This window comes from Candidatus Aminicenantes bacterium (genome assembly GCA_026393795.1).
Taxonomy (GTDB): domain Bacteria; phylum Acidobacteriota; class Aminicenantia; order UBA2199; family UBA2199; genus UBA2199.
The window spans coordinates 1-4,177 of sequence record JAPKZL010000095.1 but is presented as its reverse complement, the minus strand read 5'-3'; the positions used below and the strand labels follow the sequence as shown (position 1 = coordinate 4,177).

Here is a 4,177-nt window from a genome sequence, read left to right as displayed (position 1 = left end):
ATTTGCGCGCAAATCCAACCTCCCCGCCGCCTATGAAGCTTCTCCCGTGCAGATCGAGCTCAAACAACTGATCGGCCGCAGGATCGAACTGAAGAAAAGCCTGCAGGTCGAAAAATGCAGAATGAACCTGGCTTCAGGGGCCATTTTGCAGAGCCATGAGAACCTCGTCGCCGCGATCAACCTGGAAGTGGAACAGATCGACCGCCTCATCGATGCCCTGGAAACGCAAAATCCGGATATCGAACAAAAGACCCGGATCCTCTGCCAGCAAAAAGGGGTTGGCAAGGCGACTGCTCGTGCCTTGATCGCCCTGGTCCCTGAACTCGGGCACATCGACAGGCGCAAGATCGCTTCCTTGATCGGCCTTGCTCCTATCCCCAAAGAAAGCGGCAAAATGAAAGGCAAGCGCTTCATCTCGGGGGGACGCTACGAAGCCAGGCGCTGTTTATACATGCCGGCCTGGGTGGCTACTCAACATGATCCCGAAATCGGCGCTTTCTATCAGCGACTTATCGAAAACGGAAAACCCAAAAAGGTTGCCATTGCCGCTGTCATGCGTAAACTACTCGTCCGACTGAATGCCCAGATGCGAAATCATCTCTCACTTTCTACAAAAAGTACTTGACTTTTAAGACAGTCGATACATACCTGACAAAAACGTTTGACATAAATTTTGAAGTCGGGTATAATTCCGCCTGCGTTGGGATGTCGTCCAATGGCAGGACATATGACTCTGGATCATAGTATCGGGGTTCGAGTCCCTGCATCCCAGCCATTCTTCCTCTTCTTTTCCAAATCTATGGCGCTATCGTCTAGGGGTTAGGACGGGTGATTCTCAGTCACTAAACCGGGGTTCGAATCCCCGTAGCGCTGTGCCTTTCAGTAATTTACGCGCTAGGATAGCGGCACTGGATGCTTCGGGGGACCTCAGCATAGTGCCGCGACCCGTAGCGCTGCCATTCTCTTTATTTCAATTCTCGGGGATGAGAACCTCGGTTTAGAATTACAACCGGGGGTCGACCAATTCGCAGCAGCGAATTGGGACAGCATCGCCAAAATAATGTCTCGGAAGCCTCAACATGGCGATGCGTACCGTAGCGCTGCACCAACACTCCGCCGAGGTCTCCCGAGGCGGCTAGTGTTGGTGTAATTATTACAGCATCACTCACCGTTTCGTAAAACCTCAACGGAGTGATGCTGTGCCTTTCAGTAATTTACGCGCTAGGATAGCGGCACTGGATGCTTCGGGGGACCTCAGCATAGTGCCGCGACCCGTAGCGCTGCCAATTCCCGATCTTGCAGCGCCTTGTGGTGGCATCGCCAGATGCCTCGCAAAGCCTCGGCATAGTATCACTAGATGCCTCGCAAAGCCTCGGCATAGTGATACTACAAACCTGGACAAATTCGGGTCAAGTTCGCGGACCTATATCGGTTGGTTATTTCCAGCGATATCCATCATTATAGCCATCTAAGGCATACAGGATGTATGCATTGCAATGAAACCCATACCCCAATTGAATCTTCGAGGTCGAAAGAAGAGATTTCTACAATCTTTGCCTAAATCCCCGGATGAGTCACAGATTTTCTTACCAGATTGCACCGAAATAGGTTATAATCTCCGCATGCAAGAAAGTCCTGTCGTCCTTCAGCCCGCGCCGAGCAAGGCGGAGATCAACCTGCTGCCGCAAAAAAAATACGATGGGGCGGTGGAGATCGTCGCCGACGATGCGCGCCTTCACGCCGTGATCAATGAACTCGAAAACGAATTGGTCCTGGGCTTCGACATCGAGGTCCGGCCGACGTTCAAGAGCGGCGACCGTTTCCCGCCGGCCCTGGTGCAGCTGGCCGGCAAGAAAAAGGTCTTCTTGCTGCAGCTTAAAAAATTGAACCAACTGGACTGCCTGGCCGGCCTATTCGCCGATGCGCGGGTCATCAAGGCCGGCATCGCCGTGGCCGGCGATGTCGCCAAGCTGCATGAAGTGATGAAATTCGTCCCCGCCGGTTTTGTCGAACTGGGCAAGATGGCGGCCAAGGCCGGCATCAAGGCCAGCGGCGTACGCACCCTGGCCGCGCATTTGCTTGGCTTTCGCGTTTCCAAGGGGGCGCAAACGTCAAACTGGGAGCGCAGCGAATTGACCCCGGCCCAGATCACGTACGCGGCCACCGACGCCTGGGTGTGCCGGGAAATGTTTCTCGAACTGGAAAAACGGATTGATCGGGTTCAAAAGACAATGTAGGGGTTCAATCTGATCTCAATGAATCCTGTATTGAACCCCTACACAATGATTTATTTGTGACCATGATTGAAATTAATATACCTGGAAAAGATGAAATTCTGGAAATCAAGGACCTTGTGCTCGATTTCAACGGCACCCTCGCCCTGGACGGGAAAATAAAGCCCAGGGTAGGGGAATTGCTAGTCGAGCTTTCGCGCCAGCTGCGCATCCACATCCTCACCGCCGCTACGTTTGGCAACGTGGAAAATGAAATCCAGGGCATCCCCTGCACCCTGAAAATTCTTAACGGCTCCGATCACACCGGGCAAAAGGAACGCTATGTCGAGGAATTGGGAGCCGAAAACACGGCATGCATCGGCAACGGCCGCAACGACCGCGCCATGCTGAAAAAGGCGAGACTGGGCATCGCGGTCATCCAGGAAGAGGGAGCCGCGACCGACAGTCTGCTGGCGGCCGATATTGCCTGCAGCGACATCGTCGCGGCGCTGCAGCTGCTGCTGCATCCCCTGCGTCTGACGGCCACCTTGCGGATGTGATCGGTTTCCTGGGGTAAACCAAATTGCCTTGTAGGGGTTTGATTAATCAAACCCCTACCTGTCGTTTTAGGCCTTTTTTGAGGAAGACCATTATCTATTCTGGGCTTCAAACAAAAGGCTTTTTGTGCTATGATAAATGAAACTTAACCGCGAGGGGTTGTCATGGCCAAGGTCATCGATAGTCTTCAGAGCAAGGATCATAAGCTGCTTTTTTCGCTGGAGATCACTCCGCCCGACCGCGGCAAAAGCGTGGACGATGTTTTTTCTGGCCTGGAAGCCTTGATGCCTTTCGAACCCCAGTTCATCAACGTCACCTATCACCAGCCGCACACGGTATACGAGGAGAAGGACGGGATCATCACCCGCCGGCCGCGGCGAAAAAAACCGGGCACGGTCGGGATCTGCAGCGCCATCAAGAACCGCTTCCAGGTGGAGCCGGTCCCGCACCTGATCTGCGGCAGCTTCAACCGCTACGAAACCGAGGACACGCTGATCGACCTGCATTTCCTGGGCATCGAGAACATCCTGTCCCTGCGCGGCGACCCGCCCCCTGGCCAGCCGCGCTATATCCCGGAAAAGGACGGCCACCATTACGCCTGCCAACTGGTCGAGCAGATCGCCTCGATGAACAAGGGGAAATACATCGATGAGCTGGAGGACCCGGTCCAGACCAAGTTCTGCATCGGCGTGGCCGCCTATCCCGAAAAGCATTTCGAATCGCCCAACCTGGACAAGGATCTCCTTTATCTGAAAAACAAGGTCGAGATGGGAGCCGAATACATCATCACCCAGATGTTCTTCAGTTTCGAGCATTATCGGAACCTGGTCGAGAAGGCGCGCGCCCTCGGCATTACCGTCCCCATCATCCCGGGACTCAAGCCCCTGGTCAACCGCAAACAGATACTGTCCATTCCCAGCACCTTCCATGTCAACATCCCGGCCGATCTGGTCGGGCTCATCGAAGACGCGCGCACCAAGGAGCAGGCTTTCGCCAACGGCGTCCGCTACATGGCCCGCTTGGCCGAGCAGCTGATCGACTACGGCGTGCCGGGAATCCACGTCTTTACCATGGGCCAGGGAAAGGCCGCCAAGGCCCTCCTGGAATCGATTTTTCCCGGTCAACATTGATTTCAGTCGAGGCGTGATCATGGCTGGAATAGGCAAACCCGACATCAGCAAGCGCCAGAAGGAAAAAATCCTCATCCTGGACGGCGCGATGGGCACGGCGATCATGGCAGCAGCCATTGGCCCCGACGATTACCAGGGCCGCGACGGCTGCTATGACTATCTCACCCTCTCGCGGCCCGACACCATCGGCGCCATCCATTCCTCGTACCTGGACGCCGGCTGCGACATCATCGAGACCAATACCTTCGGCGCCCAGGCCAGCGAACTGGCCAAGTA

General features: G+C 54.9%; 5 protein-coding genes and 2 tRNA genes. All 7 read left to right on the top strand.

What is annotated here, in order from left to right:
• On the top strand, positions 1 to 625 hold a 625-nt coding region (locus tag NTW95_04740; protein ID MCX6556724.1), incomplete at its 5' end, for a transposase.
• Between the two features lie 76 nt (positions 626 to 701).
• A tRNA-Gln gene (locus tag NTW95_04735) sits at positions 702 to 775 on the top strand.
• A gap of 26 nt (positions 776 to 801) precedes the next feature.
• Positions 802 to 873 (top strand) — tRNA-Glu (locus tag NTW95_04730).
• A 749-nt stretch (positions 874 to 1,622) separates the two neighbouring features.
• Positions 1,623 to 2,237 carry a 3'-5' exonuclease domain-containing protein 2 gene (locus tag NTW95_04725; protein ID MCX6556723.1) on the top strand — a complete coding sequence of 205 codons (615 nt, stop codon included), beginning with the start codon at positions 1,623 to 1,625 and terminating at the stop codon, positions 2,235 to 2,237.
• Positions 2,238 to 2,299: 62 nt separating this feature from the next.
• Complete coding sequence (locus NTW95_04720; protein ID MCX6556722.1) at positions 2,300 to 2,773, top strand: ATPase P; 474 nt, start codon at positions 2,300 to 2,302, stop codon at positions 2,771 to 2,773.
• A 162-nt stretch (positions 2,774 to 2,935) separates the two neighbouring features.
• Entirely contained in the window at positions 2,936 to 3,901 is a 966-nt protein-coding gene (locus NTW95_04715) for a methylenetetrahydrofolate reductase (GenBank protein MCX6556721.1), read from the top strand.
• 19 nt (positions 3,902 to 3,920) lie between these two features.
• Positions 3,921 to 4,177: homocysteine S-methyltransferase family protein (locus tag NTW95_04710; GenBank protein MCX6556720.1), on the top strand; the 257-nt coding region annotated here is incomplete at its 3' end.